Genomic DNA, 19915 nt, shown 5'->3' with positions numbered 1-19915 from the left:
ATGGAACGGGTGGCGTTTCTCATCGACAACACCGGGGAGCACTTTGGCTGCCTGCTCAACCCGGAAACCGTGGTCATGTCGCGCACGGCCGGTGTCGAGCCTCGGCGTTCGGCGGGCGGCCGTCTCACCGGCGCCGGCCTCGCCGACGACCCGCTGTTGTTCACCGGAGGCGGCCACACCGAGCTGCGGCTCGACCTGCTCTTCGACGTTGACCTCGCTCCGTCCAACCAGCGGGTGACAGACGTGCGTCAAATGACCCGCCCCATCTGGAAGCTCGCCGAAAACTCGACAGAGGTCGACAAGAAGCGCCGGCCGCCCGGGGTGCACTTTCTGTGGGGGCGCGCGTGGGACATGCCCGGTATCGTGACGGAGGTCGCCGAGCGCTTCGACAGGTTTGCAGCGGATGGTTCCCCTCTGCGTTCTTGGATGCGGCTCGTCTTCGTGCGGGTTGGCCAAAGCGCCGATGACGAGGGCGGCGAGAATTACGAGCTCGCCCAGAGACTTCCGGTCGTCGACCTCACGGCACCTCCGGTGGACACCGTGGCCGTGCAGGGTGACGGCAGCTTCGAAACCCTGGTTCCCGACGCCCCGGAGGGGGCGCCGCCGCGGCCGCTGACCCCGACCCGCGAATACGGGATCATCTCGATGCTGACCTACGGCACGCCGCTGCTCGTGAAGCAGATCCTCGAATTCAGCAACGTGGACGACCCCCTGCACTTCGCGGGACGACTGTCGATCCCGCCGCTCGGAGAGAAGCCCCGATGACAGAGGTGCAGGGACTCCCGGAAATTATCATCACCCTCGGACGCGACCGGCTGACCGCGGCCGAAGCTGCATCCGTTTCCTCGATCGAAGTGCACGCCGCACTGGCGCAGCCGACCCGGTGCAGCATCACGTGGCTGACCCTCGACGCGGGCCGCCGGGTTGACCCGGCACCCGGCGACGCACTGCGGGTCGAGGTCGTCGGGGTACGACGCGCGTTGTTCGTGGGGGAGGTGACCGTGGTCGAGCACAGCTACGGGGCCGACCTCTCTGAGGAGATACGGGTGCGCGCCTACGACGCCCTGCACCGGCTGCGAAAACGTCAGTTCACCAGGGTGCACGCAGACGTTGACCTGAACGGTCTCGCGGTGGCCCTGTGCGCTGGAACCGGGCTCAGCGTCGTCGGCGGGACCGGCCGCCCCGCGCGCACCTACCAACTGGCATGTTCCGACCTGAGCCTGCTCGTTCAGGCGAGCCGCCGCGCGGGCCTGTACCCGGTCGTCGATGAGTCAGCCCTGCGGCTCGTGGGGCTCGAGGGGGAGGGAGAGCCCGTGGAGCTTGTTCTCGGCACCACCCTTCACTCTGCGGAGCTGGAGATCAGCCAGGAACCCGCATTCCTGAGCGCCTCGGTGACGGGCTGGAATCCTGATTCTGCGGCCATCGTGCACGGCGAGGCAGACGACAATCGGGCCCGGGCAGGGGTGCGAGCCGATGCTGCGCCACAGAGCGTGGGAGGCGGGGGCGCCTTGCTGCGCCAGAACGACACCCTCGTCGACGACTCGGCGGCCGCGGACCTCGCGCAGGCAGAGCTCGACGTGCGGGCAGCGGGCGAGATCACCGGCGTCTTCGTGGCCGAGGGCGATCCGCGCATCCGTGTGGGCGGACGAGTGAAGATCAGCGGGGTCACGGCCAGCCTCGAGGGCACGTACACGGTGTGTGACGTTGTGCACTCCGTGCAGGGCAGCGGATACGAGACCACGGTGTCGACGAGACCGCCCGCGTTTCCGGCCACCCCGGCGACCTCTCGCCCGGCTGACGTGACGACCCTGGGCCTCGTCGTCGACGTCGAAGACCCCGAGCAGCGTGCGCGGGTGCAGGTGGATCTCGCATGTTACCCGCAGGTCACCACGGGCTGGGCACCGGTGCTCACCCAGGGCGCGGGGACCGGCAAGGGCGCCGTCCTGCTCCCGAACACCGGTGACACCGTGCTGGTACTTCTGGTCGCAGCGGATCCGGCCGACGCCGTTGTTCTCGGCGGGCTCTTCGGGCCCGAGAAGGTTCCCGACACGGACCTGGCCGGCACTCGGGGTCGACGCTTCACCGTGGCGACCGCGGACGGGCAGCGGGTCGTTCTCGATGGCGACGACCACAGCATCCGTCTGGAAGACGGCCACGGGTCGTCTGTGTCGCTCGGACCGGATCTTTTCAGCCTGCATTCCGCGACCGACCTCACGATCGAGGCGCCAGGCCATGCGATGAAGGTGCGCGCCAAGACCGTGGATTTCGAGGAGGCGACATGAAGGTTCTCGTTGAAAAGGGAGTGGTGCGCTGCGGCCATGACGGCGTCGTGAAGAATGTGCCATCGCAGGAGTGGGTCACAATCCTCGCATCCCCCGTGCTCGTCGAGAACGACCCGCAGGGACGGGATATCAACGGGTGCCCTAACATCGGCGTCAATATTAAGCCGTGCACGCACACGCTGGTGGTGCACAAGGGATACTCGACGTTCCTGCGCATCGGTGGCCATGCCATTTGTCTGGATTCCGTGGAGGGGTACACCGACGGCACACCGCCCGGCGCCGTGAAGTACACGGTGCGCTCGCCGGGCGAGCAATTGGTGGGGGCGTCGACATGAGCGCGCCCCGATACCGTGCCATCGCGCTCGTGCATCCCGATTTCGATGCGTCCGCGGGACCTCCGGGTTTCAGCCTCACTCCTGACGGCCGCCTCGCCACCGTCACGGAAGACGCCTCAGTGCGCCAGGCCGTGCTTCTTCTCTTGAGCACCCGGCCCGGCGAGCGGGTTAACCGACCGAACTACGGCTGCCACCTGTTCCGGCTGGCCTTCGCTGCGGCCGACGACACAACCGCCGGACTCGCCATCCACTACGTGTCAAGTGCCCTGCAACGCTGGGAACCACGGGTGACGGTTCTCTCACTGGATGCGGCTCGGGCACCGGAAGACCCGGCCCTGCTCGAGGTGCGCCTGCGGTATCGGGTCAAAGCCACCCAGCACGAGGACGAGCTGGCCGTGGGCGTGCCCGTGTCGGGACAGGCACCGGGAACGGCCGATCGAACGACCGAGAGAGGCTCCGCATGAGCATTCCTGTGCCCAATCTCGACGACCGCACCTTCGTCGAGCTCATCGACAGTGCACGCGACCGTATTCGCCAGCTGGATCCGGAGTGGACCGATCTCTCGGTGCATGACCCGGGCATCGTGCTCGTGGAAGCCTTCGCCCACCTCACCGACCTGCTTATGTATCGCCTCAATCGGGTGCCTGAAAAGCTTTATGCCGTCTACCTCAATCTGCTGGGTACCGCCGTGTACCCGCCGAGCGCGGCCACGGTCACTCTCGAGTTCACCCGCGCCGCCGGGGACGGGCCGGAAGTGCTGATCCCGCGCGGCACACAGGTGAGCCCGCCGCCTGGAGTGCCCGGTGTCGCGCTGCCGGTATTCAGTACCCTCGCCGACACGGTGCTCGCAGCCGGAGCGACGAGCGTCACCGTCGAAGCGGCGGATTCGACGCCGGTCGAGGCCGTCCTCCTCGGGGTCGGCACGGGGCGACCCGGTCAGATCTTTACCCTGCCCAGCTCGCCGGCGGTCGCGGGACCGGGGCTGAGCATCGGAATTGAGTTCCCCTCCGGGTCGCCGCTCGCCAGCGGCGAAGCGGTGCTTGTGGACGGAATGCCCTTCCGTTTTTGCCGCGAGGTCGAGGCCTTCGCGGACGCAGAGGACGGCGAGCCCGTGGTGCGCGTCGACCGATCTTCTGGCACCGTCATTTTCGCTTGGTGGAGCGAGCGGGCAGCGGGCGGAACCGATGCTCGAGATCAATTCATTGCACCGGTTCCAGCCGTTCCCGCACCCGGTGCCCAGGTGCGAGCCTGGTTTCGAAGCGGTGGAGGCGAGCGTGGAAACGTTGCGGCGGGCACCCTGACCGTTCTGCGCAGCTCCCTTCCGGGTCTTCGGGTGAGCAACCCTGCGCCCGCGACCGGAGGCCGCGATCAGGAGCCACTCGAGGATGCGTTGCGCAGGGCGCCGCAGGACTTTCAGTCCCGAGATCGAGCGGTGACCGGCCGCGACTACGAGGTGCTTGCCGCCAGGCATGGCGGGGTTGCGCGGGCTCATGCCCTCACGAGGCGCGAGGTGTGGGCTTTTGCGAGTCCGGGTGAGGTTGAGGTCGTTCTCGTGCCGCAGATTCCCCTCGGCAACCGAACTAATGGGGGAATCTCCCTCGACCAACTCGGAGCGCAGGCTCGCGACAACGTGCGGGCCGAGGTCGACCGCTACCTTCGCGATCGCGCGACCATCGGCGCCACCCCCGTGGTCCGCTGGGCCCTCTACAAGCAAGTGCTCGTCGACGCGAGGGTGGTCGTTCGTCCCGACGAGGATCCGGTCGCGGTCAGGGAGAGGATCGTGCGCAGACTGGGCGAGGCGATCAACCCGCTTCCCAACGGAACGGCAGGCAGCGCGGGCGGCATCGGCTTCGGTTTCGGGTTCGGGCGCGCGCTGCGTGCTTCCAACCTCTACCGGGCAATGGAGGAATCCGAGCCCGGCGTGCAGTACGTGGAACGCGTGCGGCTCGAACTGGACAAGGTGCCCGACACCGACGCGACCTCCCTCATCCAGGCCGAAGGCCAGACCGGCACGTGGTTTGTCGCCCAAGGCGACACTCTCTTTCGCACCACCAACTTCGGGGACGGCTGGGAGGCCTGTGCGCAGTTCGCGGGAGAAGACGTGCGCGCGATAGTTCCTTTCCGGGTGGGGCAGGGCGCATCTACCACGCATCCGGGCATGGTCGCCGTGGCAACGGATGCCGGCGACGGCTCACGCGTCTATGTGAGCGACGACCTCGGTGAGAGTTGGCTGCGACGCGCAGAACTCGGGTTCACGCTCGCCGATCTCGCCTGGGTGGACCGGCTCGGCAGCCCGGTGCTCCTGCTCGCCGGAGAAAAGGGCCTCTATGAGCTCGCTCACAACGAGGGCGCCATCCCGGTGCAGAACCTCGTCGATCCGGCGCAGCCGGACCGCGGCTTCTATGCCATCGATTCGTTCACCGATGTGCGCGGCCAGACCGGGGTCATCATCACGGCGGAGGCTGCCGCCGGAGTGTGGATGTCACCCACGGCGGGCGCACCGGAATCCTTCAAGCGCGTGCGCGCGGCGGGGGAAGACATCCGCTGCCTGGCCGTGCAATACGACGGTCCAGCCACGTACCTGTGGCTGGGTCGCGCGGTGCCGGAGGGTACGGGCACCGGGTGCGCTCGGCTGCGCATCGATGACCTCGCCCGCACCACGTTCGATGCTGCCCTGATGGCCTCGTGGGAAGAACTGGGCGCGGGGTGGGGCGGCGGCAGTTGCTGGGGCGTGCATGTGACGGGTGACGCCGCCTACGCCGCCACTCAGAGTGGTGGAGTGTTGCGGCTGCCGCTTTCGGCGGGGCAGAAACGCGTCTGGGACCAGCGTGATGTCAACTGCGGCCTGCCTCTTCGGGACCGGGCGAGGTTCCAACCGGTGCGGTCGGTTTCGGGTGCCCTGGGTGCCGACGGCGTGCCGCTCGTGCTCGGCGCCGGGCCGGAGGGAATCTTCCGCTCGACGGATGAAGCCGACACCTGGAGCACCTGCACGGCCAGAAACGTCGATACCTTCATCACCCTGCCGCCGACCTGGCTGTTCTGTTCGGGGGAACATCGCATCGAGGTGGTGCGCGCCAATGCCTAGGCCTGTGTTGCCCGAAACCGAGCCATCCGAGGCCCTGCTCCTCGGCATCCTGCCGGAGGTCTTTCAGGTGTCCGCCGTGCGGAGTGCGCCGTTGCGGGCGCTGATCGCCGTCACGGCAGACTTGCAGACGCCGGTTCTTGACGTGCTCGATGCGGTCGACACTCTCGTGCACCCGTACCGGGCCCCGGAGCAGCTCGTGCCCTACCTCGCCAGCTGGGTGGACCTCGATTGGCTGACGGGTCCGACGCCCGGCGGATCCGGGGTCGACCCGGCTCGGCAGCGAGACCTCGTCGCCAATGCCGCAGACCTGTCGGCCCGCCGCGGCACACCCGCCGGACTCGCCAGATTTCTGCAACTCGCTACGGGCGTCGGCGGTTTCGGCGTTGTCGACGATCCCGGGGCCTTTCACGTGGTCGTGCATATCCCCGCGGATGCCGCTGGCCAGGTCGACCTAGTGCACCGGATTGTCGGCGTCATGAAGCCGGCCCACATCACGCACGATCTCGTGGTCGACTCCGCACCGCCGAGCCTGTCAGACGGGAGCAGCCATGAGCGAGAGTAATCGCAAGCCGATTATCATCGCCTGCGCGGTTGCCGGCCTGGTGCTGGTGCTCTTCCTGATGGGTGTGGGGTTCGGCAGAGGCGACCGCCCGGCGGGTGGGTCCACGGTGTCAGGGCTGGCCGGCATCGGTCCGGTCGCGGCCCTTGAGACCACCGATCTGGTGTTGAGCAACGGGGACTGTGCCATCAGCGGGCAGCTCATCCAGGTGCAGCAGACCTGCACCTTCACGATTGCGGAATTCGGCGGCACATTCGACCTCGGACCGGTGACGAAAAGGGCAAGGCTCACCGTGCTGTCAGCGCCGGGAGAGGTCACCGTGAGCATGCTCATCGAGGGAACGGATGCCGCCCAGAAGCTGGAGCAGGGTGACTCGACGGACCTCACCGTTGGCCGCTCCGGTGGTTCCCTGACCTTCGACTGTCCGGGATTTGATGCCTGCATCCTGCAAGTGAGCCCGATATGACGCTCAGGAGTAGCATCCACGTTGCGCATCTGAAGTTTCTGGATTCCCCGAGGAGGACCCCATGAAGAAACTGGCCATGACGCTCAGCTCGCAAACCGTTGCGCTGACCGACGGAAAAGGAACGCTCACCGCATCGGTGACGAATGCCTCGGCCGCGCCCGAGCGCGTGGTGCTGGGGGCATTCCCCGTGGGTGTGCCGAACAGCCTTCCCGGCTCGACAGGCGCAACGATCGAGGAGCCGCTGCGCACGATCGATCCCGGGGCCACAGTGCAATACGAGGTCGCCTTCGACACGACAGGGGCGCTGCCCGGCACCTACCAAGTGAAGCTCATTCCCTACAGCGCGGACGAGGCCCCCGAAGATTACGCCGAGCTCGGATTCGTCGTGCAGCTCGTGGTGCCGGAGGTCGCGCCCGTGGTGGTGAGGAAGTTCCCCTGGTGGATCGTGGCCGTTGTTGCGGCCGTGGTGATCATCGGCGGCGGAGTGACGGCCTTTATCCTTACCCGTCCGCCCGAGGTCACGCCTGCGCTCACGTCTTTCACTCCATCGCAGGGCGGTGTGGAGGGAGGCACTATCGTCTTGCTGACCGGTCAATTCGGTGAGTCGACTATCGTCACCGTGGGGGAGACGAGCGTGTCGACCACGAAGGTGAGCGACACGCAGGTGACATTCAGCACGCCGCCCGCGGCGCAGGCCGGCCAGGTGCCACTCCTCGTCGAGAGCGGGGGCTCACAGCTCGGTGTGGCCATCTTCGAGTATGTCGCTCCGCAGGCCACCGGGGGCGGTGTTATCGTCGACGACTTCTGCATTTTCAATCCGACCGCCTGCGTCTTCTTCGAGGAAAAGCAGTTCCTGGAGAAGTTCGACACCGGTGAGATACTGCCCAACCTGAACGGAATCGACATCAATCAGTAGCGGATTCGCTCGCTTTGATCGCCTTGACGATCGCGGGAATGGAGACGATCAGCATGATGAGTGCCCACACGAGTGCGACGACGCCCGTGACCAGGGCCCAGAACTGATCGCCGATGGCGACGACGATTCCCGGCAGGAAGCCGTGGATGAACCCGAGAACAAGCTGCAGTACGACCGACAGCAGAACGAGGACCACCAGTCCCGTGACCCTGAGGAATCGGGGCTGCGCCACGATAAGCAACACTCCGAAAGCGATCTTGAGGAACAGGATCGCCCCGAGAACGGCGGCCGCGGCTCCCTCCGGGAACGAGCCCCAGATGGCCAAGTAGACCACCGTGCCGAATGGGACGGCGACCAACAGCCCGATCATCAGAAACAGCTGAATGAGCCCCACGATCAGCAGCAGAAAACACATGATGACCCATAGGAAAGACACGACCAGGGTCACGATCCCCTGCACCCGGCCGTAGAGGCGCAGGGGCATGACCAGGCTCAAGCCGAGCATGCCCACGGTGAAGAGCACGAGGCCGTCGATCAGCGCCAGAAAGGCGATTCCCGATCCCGGCGGATCGGAGCCGTTGGCGGCATTAACAGCCTCGACGCCGGCGGGCACTCCGAGGTCCTGAGCTGCCCCGGCATCGGGTGGGATGACGGCGGCATTGATGACGAAGAAGGAAAGGCCAAGTTCGGCGAATACGACCAGGGCCGCGACAATGATCGCGGCGATGAAGAACGGTTTGCGCAGCCCATCCATAGGAATGCCTCCGTCACCTGGGGCGTCTGTCGCGCGAATATTATCATCGGTCGCGTCCGTGAGGGCGTGGGCGCTAGGCTTGTTTACAACATCCAGAATTGAATACTGGGCCATCAAGGTCGATGCGGGAGAGTTCGACGTCGCAAGACGAGCGAACACCGAAGGAGCAATCCTCCCCGACAATCTCTCAGGTACGCGTACCGCATCGAACTGGCCACTCTGAAAAGTGAATTGAGCGAAGCGATACGCCGTCAGTTCCGCCCAAGGTGAAAGTCATGCCCCGCCGGCATGGTGAAGCTCTCAGGCTTTAAGACGACAGAGGGGGAGTTCCCACGAGGCTCAACCGAGCCTCGGTGCTCTCGTTCGGCTTCGGCCGGCTTGTCCCGGAGAACTCATGACCTCGGTCGACCCCCACGCGGAAGCGCGATTCTCACCCCTGCACCAGGCTCACGTCGAACTCGGCGCCAGCTTCACCGACTTTGCCGGTTGGCAAATGCCCGTGCGGTATTCGAGCGATCTCGCCGAGCACCACGCTGTGCGCACCACCGCCGGCATCTTCGATCTCTCCCACATGGCGGAGATCCGCGTCACCGGCCCCGATGCCGGAACGTACCTCGACTACGCCTTCGCCGGTCAGCTCTCCGCCATCGCCCTGATGCAGGCCAAGTACAGCCTGCTGCTCAACGAGGCAGGCGGCATCATCGACGACGTCGTCGTGTACCGCCTCGGCGACGCCGAGTACCTGGTTGTCGCCAACGCCGGAAACAGATTCCCGGCCGTCGCAGCAATGCAGGCCCGCGCGGCTCGCTTCGACGTGACAGTCGTCGATGAGAGCGACGACGTGGCGCTCATCGCGGTGCAGGGGCCGAACGCCCGCACGATCCTCAACAAAACCGCGGGCTTCGCGGCCGGCGGCGACATGATCACCCTGCGTTACTACCGGGCAATGAACGGCGCATTTAACGGAACATCGCTGTTCATCGCTCGCACCGGTTACACGGGCGAAGACGGCTTCGAGGTGTACGTGCCGGTAGCCCAGGCGCTCGCGCTCTGGGAGGCCATCGTCTCCGCCGGAGAGGCGCACGGTCTCGTGCCCGCCGGGCTCGCAAGCCGCGACACGCTTCGACTCGAGGCCGGCATGCCGCTGTACGGCCACGAGCTCAGCCTCAGCACCTTTCCGGCCCAGGCCGGACTCGGTCGCGTCGTTAACCTCGCGAAAGACACCGACTTCATCGGCCGGGCCGCGAGCGAGGAAGGCCCGAGCGCCACGGCGCCAGTGCTCGTCGGCCTGATCGCGCAGGGCAAGCGGGCCGGCCGCGCCGGCTACGGTATCTACTCCAGCACGGATGCGACCGAACCAGCGGGCGAAATCACCAGCGGTGCCCTCTCGCCGACCCTCGGTTATCCCATTGCCATGGCCTACGTCACGCCTGCCTTGGCCCGTCTCGGCACAGAGGTCTACATGGACGTGCGGGGCACCCGCATTCCCGCCACCGTCGCCTCTCTCCCCTTTTACTCGCGCAAGAAGTAGTTCCTTCTCTCTTCGAAAGGTTTCCCATGACTGACAAATCCGAACTCCAGTACACCGCCGAGCACGAGTGGGTGCTCGTCGAGGGCGACATCGCCACCGTCGGCATCAGCGATTACGCCGCCGAGAAGCTCGGTGACGTGGTCTTCGTCGAACTCCCCGACGTGGGCAGCGCCGTCACCAGCGGAACCGTCGTGGGCGAGATCGAGTCCACCAAGTCCGTCGGAGAGCTGTTCGCCCCGGTCAACGGCACCGTCACGGCCGTCAACTCCGCCGTGGTCGACGCCCCTGAGCTCGTCAACAGCGACCCGTTCGGCGAGGGGTGGTTGCTCAAGATCACGTTCACGGAGCTGCCCCCTCTCCTCACCTTCGCGGAGTACTCCGCCCTTACCGGCGAATAATCCATGGAGACTCTCATCGTGAAAGACAGTTCCACGCAGCAGACGTCCGGCTCGCCGGCGTTTGCCCAGCGCCACATCGGAACGGATGCGCCCGCGCAGGCGCACATGCTCGCCACCCTCGGCTACGACAGCGTCGAAGACCTCGTGGCCGCGGCCATTCCGGGCGCGATCCACTCAGACCTCTTCCGCACCGAGGGCGACAACGCCCTCCCTCCTGCCGCGACGGAGCCGGAAGCCATCGCCGAGCTTCGGCTGCTCGCCGCCCGCAATACAGTGAAGCGGTCGATGATCGGACTCGGCTACTACGACACGTTCACGCCCGCCGTGATCAAGCGCAATGTGTTCGAAAACCCCAGCTGGTACACGGCCTACACTCCTTACCAGCCCGAGATCTCCCAGGGTCGCCTCGAGGCGCTCATCAACTTCCAGACGATGATCGCCGACCTCACCGGGCTGAACACCGCAAATGCCTCGATGCTCGACGAGTCCACCGCCGTCGTGGAGGGCATGCTCCTCGCCCGCCGCGCCTCGAAGGGCGCCAGCCGCCGCTTCATCGTGGACGCCGACGCCCTGCCGCAGACCCATGCGCTGCTCGCGAACCGGGCGCACGCGCTCGGCATCGAGCTCGCCGTGCTGCCCCTGAACGAGGAGACCACCGCGGCCGAGCTGGGGGAGTACTTCGGTATCTTCGTGCAGTACCCCGCGGCATCCGGTCGGATCTGGAACCCGGCGGGCGTGATCGCCCTCGCCCACGAGCAGAAGGCCCTCGCCGTCGTGGCCGCCGACCTGCTCGCCCTGACGCTGATCGCCTCGCCGGGCGATCTCGGCGCCGACGTGGCCGTAGGCACGAGCCAGCGCTTCGGTGTGCCGATGGGCTTCGGAGGCCCGCACGCCGGCTACATGGCCGTGCGCAAGGGACTCGAGCGACAGCTGCCCGGGCGGCTTGTGGGCGTGAGCGTCGACGCCACTGGCCACCCCGCCTACCGTCTCGCGCTGCAGGTGCGCGAGCAACACATCCGCCGTGACAAGGCGACGTCCAACATCTGCACCGCGCAGGTGCTCCTCGCCGTGATGGCCGGAATGTACGCCGTGTACCACGGGCCTGAGGGCCTGAAAGCGATCGCCGCCCAAGTGCACGAGCGCGCGGGCCAGTTGGCCGCCGCGCTCGGCGCCGCCGGCTTCCCCGCCGTGAGCGACAGCTTCTTCGACACCATCCAGGTGTCCGCACCCGGAACCGCCGCGACTCTCGTGGACCGCGCCGCGAACGGCGGCTACAACCTGCGCCTCGTCGACGCCGACACCGTGGGTCTGTCGGTCGACGAGACGACGACTCTCGCCGACCTCGGGCACATCGTGCAGGCGTTCGGCGGCAGCGATGCCTTCGGGCACGTGGACTTCGATGTGGCCACCGAGGGACTGCCCGCCGAGCTGGCGCGCACGAGCCCGTACCTCGAGCACCCTGTCTTCAACACGCACCGCTCGGAGACGAGCATGATGCGCTACCTGAAGCGCCTCGCCGACGCTGACTACGCGCTTGACCGCGGCATGATCCCGCTGGGTTCCTGCACCATGAAGCTCAACGCCGCGAGCGAGATGGAGGCCGTGAGCTGGCCCGAGTTCGCCGGGCTGCACCCCTTCGCGCCGCGCGCCGACGTGGAGGGCTACCTGCAGCTCGTTCGCCAGCTCGAAACCTGGCTGAGCGACGTCACGGGTTACGAGTCAGTGTCGCTTCAGCCGAACGCCGGCAGCCAGGGCGAACTCGCCGGGCTCCTCGCGATCAGCGCCTACCACGGCTCACGCGGCGAGGGTGCACGCACGGTGTGCCTGATCCCGTCGAGCGCCCACGGCACCAACGCAGCATCCGCTGCCCTCGCCGGCATGCGTGTTGTCGTGGTGGCGTGTGACGACCTCGGCAACGTGGACCTCGACGACCTGCACACCAAGATCGCCGAGCACGCCGACGACCTCTCCGCGCTCATGATCACCTACCCGTCCACCCACGGTGTGTACGAGCACGAGGTCGCGACCATCTGTCGCGCCGTGCACGACGCCGGCGGACAGGTGTACGTCGACGGTGCCAACCTGAACGCCCTGCTCGGTTTCGCTCGCTACGGCGACTTCGGCGGCGACGTGTCGCACCTCAACCTGCACAAGACGTTCTGTATCCCGCACGGCGGCGGCGGACCGGGCGTCGGCCCGGTGGCGGCCAAGGCCCACTTGGCACCGTTCCTCCCTGGACATCCGCTTGCCCAGAGCGACGAGCACTACCTGCTCGCCGCAGACGGCACGCCGGGCACGGTTCGTCACGAGGGCGGGCCGGTCTCGGCCGCGCCCTACGGCAGCCCGAGCATCCTGCCCATCTCCTGGTCCTACGTGCGCATGATGGGCGCCGACGGCCTCAGGCAGGCCACCGGCGCGGCCGTTCTCGCAGCCAACTACGTGGCCAAGCGGCTCTCGGGCGCCTTCCCACTGCTCTATTCAGGCGACAACGGTCTTGTGGCGCACGAGTGCATCCTCGACCTGCGTCCGTTAACCGCGGCAACAGGGGTGACCGTGGACGACGTGGCCAAGCGCCTCATCGACTACGGCTTCCACTCGCCCACGATGAGCTTCCCGGTGGCGGGAACGCTCATGGTCGAGCCCACCGAAAGCGAAGACCTTGGGGAGATCGACCGCTTCATCGACGCGATGCTGGCCATCCACGCGGAAGCGGATGCCGTCGCCGCCGGTGTCTGGCCGGCCGACGACAACCCGCTGCACAACGCCCCGCACACCGCGCAAGCGGTGATCGAGGGGGAGTGGGAACATGCCTACGACCGTGCTACCGCCGTGTACCCGCTGCGCTCCCTGGTTAGCCACAAGTACTGGCCGCCGGTCCGCCGCATCGACAATGCCTACGGGGACCGCAACCTCGTGTGCGCCTGCCCACCACCCGAGGCCTTCGAGGAGTAGCCCGGCGCCTCGCGCCCATCCCGCTGGTCGAGTAATGCGCGCTGGCGCGCGTATCGAGACCACGCAAGCCGACTCTTAGACCCGGCTTGCGTGGTCTCGACTTGTGCGCTCTGAGTTAATTCAGTTGGCCGGGGCGAGCAGCCCCGGCCACCAGGCGAGCGCGAGGGGATAGCCGACGAACGACAGAATGTCGAGCAGCCAGTGCGTGATCACCAGGGGCATCGTGCGGCCCCAGCGGTTGTAGCACCAGCCGAAGACGACACCCATCGCGACATTGCCGAAGAACGGGCCGATGCCCTGGTACAGGTGGTAACTGCCGCGCAGCACGGCCGAGGAGAGAATGATCGTCCAGGTCGACCAGCCGAGCTGGCGCAGCCTGGTGAACAGGTAGCCCACCACGATGATCTCCTCCACGAGGGCGCTGCGCAGTGCCGAAAAGACCAGAATCGGAATGGTCCACCAGAAGGTGTCGATGGGCGCGGGAACGACGGCAACGGTGAAGCCGAAGGCCCGACCGGCGAGGTAGAGCGCGAGCCCCGGGATGCCGATCACGAGTAACAGCCCCAGACCGCGCCGCAGGTCCCTGCCCGGCTGGGTGAGGTCGAAGCCGATCAGCCGGAAGGGATTGGTACCGGGAAGCCAGAGCAGGTACAGCACGAGGGCGACGGCCACCAGCCCGAATCCGATGCCCAGAAACTGGTACGTGAAGTCGAGCCATTCCCGCGGTGACTGCGAGCCGTTGAGCGTCGCCGACTGGTCGGCGAGTGGAGTGGTGTCGGTGAGCCGAGCAACGATGGACACGACCGAATACACAGCGGATGCGCCGAGCGAGAGCCCGAGAACAATGCCGACCTCCCAATACACGCGGGCTTTCCGCAGGCCGCCGGATGATTCGATCATGAACCCATAATGCCAGTGTCAGGGTCACAGCATGCGGCAGTACAACGGGCATGACGTGAAGAGATTGTTCTAAAAGAGTCGTTTCTTGCACAAATTGCATAAGATCGGCCGATTTCACGCAGATTACCTGCGCCAATTGTTTCGCGTAGGTAACGGTTACGACACCGATGGCGGGTTTGGTCAATGCCCCAATTAGTGTCGAAACTAACGAGTACGCCGGTGCCGTTACAAACTGCGCCCGGCGTTCACCTTTTCACTGGAGGAAAATTGAGAATCAAGAGACTTGGCGTCGTCGCGATCGCCATTGCCGCCGTGGGAGCGCTGACGCTTTCCGGCTGCTCGGGTGCATCCAACGATGCAGGCACAGCCGGTGGCGGAATCATCACGACCAACGGTAACGAGCCGCAGATGCCGCTCATCCCGACCAACACCACCGAGGTCGGTGGTGGCAAGATCATCACATCGATCTTCGCCGGACTGGTTTCCTATAGTGCAACGGGCGAGATCGAGAACGAGGTCGCGCAGTCGATCGAGTCCGATGACGCCACGACCTGGACCGTGACGCTGAACGACGGCTGGAAGTTCACCAACGATGAGGCCGTCACGGCGCAGTCCTTCGTGGACGCGTGGAACTACGGTGCGCTGTACGACAACGCGCAGTCCACGTCGTACTTTTTCGACAACATCGTCGGCTACTCCGACGTGCAGAACACCATGGACGACCCGACCGGAGCCGTCGACGAAGACGGCAACGTGCTTCAGGTCGGCGACCCGCTCGCCGAGTCCATGAGCGGACTGACGGTCATCGACGACACGACCTTCACGGTCGAGCTCGCCGCCGCCGAGGCAGACTACCCGCTTCGCCTCGGCTATACTGCCTTCTCGCCGCTGCCGACCGTCGCGTACGAGGATATGGCCGCATTCGGCGAGAACCCGATCGGCAACGGTCCCTATGAGCTCGCGAGTGAGGGCGCCTGGCAGCACGACGTTCAGATCGACCTCGTGACGAACCCGGACTACGCAGGTGTGCGCACGCCGGCCAACGACGGACTGAACATCATCTTCTTCGCCTCGCAGGATGGCGCCTACGCCGCCGTGCAGGGCGGCGACCTCGACGTTCTCGACGCCGTGCCGGACTCCGCTTTCGCGACCTACAAGACCGATTTCCCGGACAGCAACGTCAACGATCCGGCCGCGATCTTCCAGGCATTCAACATGCCGTACTACCTCGAACACTGGAGTGGCGAGGAAGGCGAGCTGCGTCGTGCTGCCATCTCGATGGCCATCGACCGTGCCGAGATCACCGATGTCATCTTCCAGGGCACCCGTACCCCGGCCACCGACTTCACCTCCCCGGTGATCGACGGCTACTCCGATTCCCTCGAGGGCTCAGAGGTTCTCGACTACAACCCCGAAGAAGCCGTTGCCAAGTGGGCTGAAGCCGATGCGATCTCCCCGTACACGGGTACCTTCGACATCGCGTACAACTCCGATGGTGGCCACCAGGCCTGGGTCGACGCCGTTGTCAACAGCGTCAAGAACACGCTCGGCATCGAAGCAGTCGGTAAGCCGTACCCGACCTTCGCAGCTGCACTCGATGACCGCTCCGCCGGAACGCTGACCGGGGCAACCCGCGCCGGCTGGCAGGCAGACTACCCGTCGATGTACAACTTCCTCGCCCCGCTGTACCAGACCGGTGCCGGATCGAACTACGAAGGCTACAGCAGCGAAGAGTTCGACGGCCTGCTAAAGGAAGGCGCTGCCGCGTCGAGCGTCGACGACGCCACGGCCAAGTACGTCGCCGCTCAGGAAGTTCTGCTCAAGGACCTCCCGACCATCCCGCTGTGGTACTCGAACGTCACCGCGGTGTGGAACGCTGACACCGTCAGCAACGTCGAATTCGGTTGGGACTCCGTGCCGCTGTACCACGAGATCACCAAGAACTAAGTAGCAGCCGTAAGAATTACCTAATGTTCAAGTACCCGGGGGCGTGAGCCCCCGGGTATTTGGTTGGTTAGACTTTTTCTCTCTCTAAGTGATTGTGATGTTCATGCATATACGTTCCATTGTGGGAACCTGATGCTCTGGTACACCGGTAAACGTCTTCTTCAGATGATCCCGGTTTTTTTCGGAGCCACCTTCCTGATCTACTTCATGGTTTTTTCCCTTCCCGGGGATCCCATCGCCGCCCTGTTCGGTGACCGACCGGTCTCGCCGGGCGTCATCGCCCAGCTTCGTGCCGAGTACAACCTCGACAAGCCTCTGATCGTTCAGTACTTCATTTACATCGGCAACTTCTTCCAGGGCGACCTGGGGACCACATTCTCGGGCCGTTCGGTGTCCGACGTGATGGCGTCGGCCTTCCCCATCACCTTCCGTCTCGCCATGTTGGCCCTGTTCTTCGAAGCCGTCGCAGGCATTCTGGTGGGCCTCGTTGCCGGACTCCGCAAGGGCAAGCTCTTCGACGCCAGCGCTCTCGTGGTCAGCCTGCTGCTGATCAGCGTGCCGACCTTCGTGATCGGCTTCGTACTCCAATTCGTGTTCGGCATCCAACTCGGGTGGGCGCGCACGACGGTCAGTGGAGCAGCGCCGCTCGATGAGCTGATCCTGCCGGCTCTCGTGCTGGCTTCCGTGTCGTTCGCGTACATCGTGCGTCTCACCCGGGCGAGCGTGTCAGACAACCTGAACGCGGACTTCGTTCGTACGGCGACAGCAAAGGGGCTGTCCCGGCCGCGCGTCGTGAGCGTGCATGTTTTGCGCAACTCGCTCGTGCCCGTCGTCACCTTTCTGGGCGTCGACATCGGGTCTCTCATGGTAGGTGCCATCGTCACCGAGGGCATCTTCAACATCAACGGAGTGGGCGGCACCGTCTACGACGCGATCAAGCTCGGTGAAGGACCGACAGTGGTGTCGTTCATCGCCGTGATGGTCGTGATCTTCGTGCTGGCCAACCTGCTCGTGGACCTGCTTTACGCAGCCCTGGACCCGAGGATTCGCTATGCCAAGTAACAATTTGGAGGCGCAGCCGCACTACGTGGCCGCCCTCGAAGACACCCCGATCGCGGCCGTCGACCGGCTGGACGAAACGCAGAAGGCCCGCAGCACATGGTCGGATGCGTGGGATTCCATGCGGCGTCGACCGACGTTCTGGATTTCCTCCGTGCTGATCGTGCTGATTCTGGCCGTCGCCTTCCTACCGGGACTGTTTTCGTCGGCGTCACCGACTGACTGCCTTCTTGGCAACAGCAACGGCGAGCCGGAGGCCGGTCACCCGTTCGGTTTCACTCGCCAAGGCTGTGACGTGTACGCCAGGGTGATTTTCGGTGCCCAGGCCTCCGTCATCGTCGGCCTGCTCGCCACGATCCTCGTGACCGTGACGGGCATCATCATCGGCGCACTGGCCGGCTACTACGGCGGCTTTCTTGACGCCGTCGTTTCCCGGGTCGGAGACATCTTCTTCGCGGTGCCGACCGTACTCGGCGCTATCGTGCTGCTGTCGGTCTTGCCGGAACGCACCCCGGTCACCATCGCGCTCGTGATGTCGATCTTTGCCTGGCCGCAGGTGGCGCGCATCATGCGTGGCGCAGTGCTGAGCGCACGGAACTCTGACTACGTCACGGCGTCCGTTGCCCTCGGTGTGTCCAAGTTCAAGATTCTGCTGCGTCACGTCGTGCCCAACGCCATCGCACCCGTGATCGTGGTGGCGACGATCTCTCTCGGAACGTTCATCGTCGCCGAGGCCACGCTGTCCTTCCTCGGCATTGGCCTCGACCCGAACGTCATGAGCTGGGGCAACGACATCAGCCAGGCGCAGACCAGCATCCGTACGGCCCCCCAGGTGCTCATGTACCCGGCAGCAGCGCTGTCGGTGACCGTGCTCGCCTTCCTCATGCTCGGCGACGTCGTTCGAGATGCACTTGATCCCCAAGCGAGGGCACGCCGATGACTCAACTAGCAAATGAAACCGTGATGCAGAGCGTCTCCAACGAGAACGCCCCCCTGCTTCAGATCCGCGACCTCGAGGTAGGATTCCGCACTCAGCGCGGCGTCGTGCCAGCGGTGCGCGGCGTCAGCCTCACCCTGCACGCGGGCCAGACTCTCGCCATCGTGGGAGAGTCCGGCTCCGGCAAGACCACGACTGCGCAGGCGATCATCAACCTGCTGGCCGGAACAGGTCAGGTGACCGCGGGCTCGATTCTGTTCGAAGGACGAGACCTCACCAAGCTGAGCGCGAAAGAAATGCAGGCCGTTCGCGGTCGGCAGATCGGCTATGTGCCGCAGGACCCGATGAGCAACCTGAACCCCGTGTGGAACATCGGATACCAGGTTGAGGAGGCCGTGAAGTCCAACAGCGGCCTTCGGGGCAAGGAGGCGCGCAAGCGCACCATCGAGGTGCTGAAGGAGGCCGGGCTCAGCGACGCCGAAGATCGCCTCAAGCAGTATCCGCACCAGTTCTCCGGCGGTATGCGCCAGCGTGTGCTGATCGGGATCGGCCTGTCGGCACGTCCCAAGCTACTGATCGCCGACGAGCCGACGTCGGCTCTCGACGTGACTGTGCAGCGGCAGATCCTTGATCACCTCGGCACCCTCACCCGTGACTACGGCACCTCGGTACTGTTCATCACGCACGACCTCGGCCTCGCCGCGGAGCGGGCCGAACAGCTCGTCGTGATGTACAAGGGCAAGGTCGTCGAGTCCGGGCCGTCACAGGTGATCCTGGCAAACCCCCAGCATCCGTACACCCAGCGCCTGGTGGCGGCGGCACCCAGCCTGGCCTCGCGCCGTATTCAGTCGAAGAAGCACCCCGAAGAGTCTGGTCAGCCGATCTACTCCCCGGGTTCCCTCGACACCGGGCTCATCGACCGGGCGGCGTTGCGCGAGCAGTCGGCTCCGACCAAGGACCTGATCTCGGTGGAGGCGATCTCCAAGCTCTATCGCATCCGCACCAAGGGGCTGAAGTACAACGAGCTGCTCGCGGTCAACGACGTGTCGTTCGGCGTGAAGAAGGGCACCACCACGGCCATCGTGGGGGAGTCCGGCTCGGGCAAGTCCACCGTTGCCAAGCTGATCCTGCAGCTCGAGACCATCACGAGCGGCAGTATCTCCTTCGACGGCCAGGATGTGGCCGGCCTCAAGGGTAAGGAGCTTCTGAAGTTCCGCCGGCGCGTGCAGCCGGTGTTCCAGGACCCGTACGGCTCGCTGGACCCGCAGTACAACGTGGGTAATACCATCGCGGAACCACTCTTGGCGCACAACATCGGCACCAAGAAGGAGCGCCAGGCTCGCGTGCTGGAGCTTCTCGACCAGGTGTCGCTCCCGGCTGCCACGCAGTTCCGCTATCCCAGCGAACTGTCCGGCGGCCAGCGTCAGCGCATCGCGATCGCACGCGCGTTGGCTCTCAAGCCCGACGTACTCGTGCTCGACGAGGCCGTTTCAGCCCTCGACGTGCTCGTGCAGGGTCAGGTGCTGAACCTGCTGACCGAGCTGCAGGCGGAACTGGGCCTGACGTACCTGTTCATCACCCACGACCTCGCGGTGGTGCGGCTGGTGGCCGACAACGTCTGCGTCATGCAGAAGGGCCGCATCGTGGAGGCGTCGAGTACCGACGATGTTTTCGACAACCCCCAGCAGGCCTACACGCAGGAACTGCTCGAGGCCATCCCCGGAGCGAATTTCGAGTTCGGACGCTAGGAGCAACATCCAAACGGCGCGGACGAGCGGCACACAGTGTGCCGCT

General features: G+C 65.5%; 17 protein-coding genes and 2 riboswitches. Of the genes, 15 read left to right on the top strand and 2 right to left on the bottom strand.

The window, feature by feature from the left end:
- The 8 genes from BJ997_RS12220 (at position 1) to BJ997_RS12185 (ending at position 7643) form a co-directional block, all read left to right on the top strand.
- Positions 1–765, top strand: coding sequence for a CIS tube protein (locus BJ997_RS12220; protein WP_035837433.1), 765 nt, complete (start codon positions 1–3; stop codon positions 763–765).
- A complete protein-coding gene (locus tag BJ997_RS12215; RefSeq protein WP_052542391.1) occupies positions 762–2282 on the top strand; it encodes a phage baseplate assembly protein V in 1521 nt (506 codons plus the stop codon). The genes BJ997_RS12220 and BJ997_RS12215 overlap by 4 nt, the downstream gene beginning before the upstream one ends.
- A complete protein-coding gene (locus tag BJ997_RS12210; RefSeq protein ID WP_035837435.1) occupies positions 2279–2617 on the top strand; it encodes a hypothetical protein in 339 nt (112 codons plus the stop codon). Before BJ997_RS12215 ends, BJ997_RS12210 begins: the two co-directional genes overlap by 4 nt.
- Positions 2614–3081: a GPW/gp25 family protein gene (locus BJ997_RS12205; RefSeq protein ID WP_052542392.1), complete on the top strand. Its 468-nt coding sequence runs from the start codon at positions 2614–2616 to the stop codon at positions 3079–3081. The genes BJ997_RS12210 and BJ997_RS12205 overlap by 4 nt, the downstream gene beginning before the upstream one ends.
- On the top strand, positions 3078–5702 hold the full coding sequence (locus BJ997_RS12200) for a baseplate J/gp47 family protein (protein WP_035837437.1): 2625 nt from the start codon (positions 3078–3080) through the stop codon (positions 5700–5702). The genes BJ997_RS12205 and BJ997_RS12200 overlap by 4 nt, the downstream gene beginning before the upstream one ends.
- Entirely contained in the window at positions 5695–6264 is a 570-nt protein-coding gene (locus tag BJ997_RS12195; protein WP_183323486.1) for a phage tail protein, read from the top strand. Before BJ997_RS12200 ends, BJ997_RS12195 begins: the two co-directional genes overlap by 8 nt.
- Entirely contained in the window at positions 6251–6727 is a 477-nt protein-coding gene (locus BJ997_RS12190; protein WP_035837439.1) for a hypothetical protein, read from the top strand. Before BJ997_RS12195 ends, BJ997_RS12190 begins: the two co-directional genes overlap by 14 nt.
- Positions 6728–6788: 61 nt before the next feature.
- Entirely contained in the window at positions 6789–7643 is an 855-nt protein-coding gene (locus BJ997_RS12185; RefSeq protein ID WP_035837441.1) for an IPT/TIG domain-containing protein, read from the top strand.
- On the opposite strand, the gene BJ997_RS12180 is transcribed toward BJ997_RS12185, so the two are convergent.
- A complete protein-coding gene (locus tag BJ997_RS12180; RefSeq protein ID WP_035837443.1) occupies positions 7633–8397 on the bottom strand; it encodes a hypothetical protein in 765 nt (254 codons plus the stop codon). The genes BJ997_RS12185 and BJ997_RS12180 overlap by 11 nt on opposite strands.
- A gap of 115 nt (positions 8398–8512) precedes the next feature.
- Positions 8513–8610: riboswitch (glycine riboswitch) on the top strand.
- A 1-nt stretch (position 8611) separates the two neighbouring features.
- Positions 8612–8723: riboswitch (glycine riboswitch) on the top strand.
- 68 nt (positions 8724–8791) lie between these two features.
- On the opposite strand from BJ997_RS12180, the gene gcvT reads away from it, so the two are divergent.
- From gcvT to gcvP, 3 genes are read left to right on the top strand one after another with little or no spacing between them, the layout of a single operon-like run.
- Entirely contained in the window at positions 8792–9928 is a 1137-nt protein-coding gene (gcvT, locus tag BJ997_RS12175; RefSeq protein ID WP_035837445.1) for a glycine cleavage system aminomethyltransferase GcvT, read from the top strand.
- Positions 9929–9954: 26 nt separating this feature from the next.
- Entirely contained in the window at positions 9955–10326 is a 372-nt protein-coding gene (gene gcvH / locus BJ997_RS12170) for a glycine cleavage system protein GcvH (RefSeq protein ID WP_035837447.1), read from the top strand.
- A 3-nt stretch (positions 10327–10329) separates the two neighbouring features.
- Positions 10330–13278 (top strand): aminomethyl-transferring glycine dehydrogenase, encoded by a 2949-nt coding sequence (gene gcvP, locus BJ997_RS12165; RefSeq protein WP_183323484.1) that lies wholly within the window; start codon positions 10330–10332, stop codon positions 13276–13278.
- 120 nt (positions 13279–13398) lie between these two features.
- On the opposite strand, the gene BJ997_RS12160 is transcribed toward gcvP, so the two are convergent.
- Entirely contained in the window at positions 13399–14178 is a 780-nt protein-coding gene (locus BJ997_RS12160) for a CPBP family intramembrane glutamic endopeptidase (protein ID WP_035834790.1), read from the bottom strand.
- 267 nt (positions 14179–14445) lie between these two features.
- Between BJ997_RS12160 and BJ997_RS12155 the strand changes: the two genes are divergently transcribed.
- The 4 genes from BJ997_RS12155 to BJ997_RS12140 all read left to right on the top strand — a co-directional run bounded on the left by BJ997_RS12155 (position 14446) and on the right by BJ997_RS12140 (position 19869).
- Positions 14446–16125 (top strand): peptide ABC transporter substrate-binding protein, encoded by a 1680-nt coding sequence (locus tag BJ997_RS12155; protein ID WP_035834792.1) that lies wholly within the window; start codon positions 14446–14448, stop codon positions 16123–16125.
- Between the two features lie 132 nt (positions 16126–16257).
- Entirely contained in the window at positions 16258–17187 is a 930-nt protein-coding gene (locus tag BJ997_RS12150; RefSeq protein WP_035834793.1) for an ABC transporter permease, read from the top strand.
- The gene (locus BJ997_RS12145; protein WP_183323482.1) at positions 17177–18124 is read left to right on the top strand and encodes an ABC transporter permease; all 948 of its coding nucleotides are present in this window, start codon (positions 17177–17179) and stop codon (positions 18122–18124) included. The genes BJ997_RS12150 and BJ997_RS12145 overlap by 11 nt, the downstream gene beginning before the upstream one ends.
- Complete coding sequence (locus BJ997_RS12140; protein ID WP_052541874.1) at positions 18121–19869, top strand: ABC transporter ATP-binding protein; 1749 nt, start codon at positions 18121–18123, stop codon at positions 19867–19869. The genes BJ997_RS12145 and BJ997_RS12140 overlap by 4 nt, the downstream gene beginning before the upstream one ends.
- The last annotated feature ends 46 nt before the right edge of the window (positions 19870–19915 follow it).

Source organism: Cryobacterium roopkundense (assembly GCF_014200405.1).
GTDB classification, from domain to species: domain Bacteria; phylum Actinomycetota; class Actinomycetes; order Actinomycetales; family Microbacteriaceae; genus Cryobacterium; species Cryobacterium roopkundense.
Note: the sequence above shows the minus strand (reverse complement) of the source record. Positions and strands in the feature narration are given on the sequence as shown.